The organism is Priestia sp. SIMBA_032, assembly GCF_046535215.1.
GTDB lineage: Bacteria > Bacillota > Bacilli > Bacillales > Bacillaceae_H > Priestia > Priestia aryabhattai.
The window spans coordinates 1-258 of record NZ_JAWRXD010001019.1 but is presented as its reverse complement, the minus strand read 5'-3'; the positions used below and the strand labels follow the sequence as shown (position 1 = coordinate 258).

The window sequence follows — 258 nt, the reverse complement described above, 5'->3', positions numbered from 1 at the left end:
CCCCGTCCGGGCACTAATGCTTCACCAAACAATTTTACGTTTGCCATCGCCGGGTTGAAAATTAAAATACCAGCAATTGCCCCAAGAACCGGTGTCCCGCCAAATTCTTTCGCTGTATTCCAGCCGACTAAAATTCCTAAGAATGTAAAGATACCGCCGCCAATGAGTAGTAACATTTGTAACCACGTTGCATTTGGATCAGCACCAGCATTTTTCGCAAAGTTAGCAACCCCGTTTATAATTCCTGACGCAACAAGC

At 45.3% G+C, this 258-nt stretch carries 1 protein-coding gene; it reads right to left on the bottom strand.

Annotated elements, in window-relative coordinates; all coding sequences use genetic code 11:
* Positions 1 to 258: PTS transporter subunit EIIC (locus SB717_RS37430; protein ID WP_410908186.1), on the bottom strand; the 258-nt coding region annotated here is incomplete at both ends.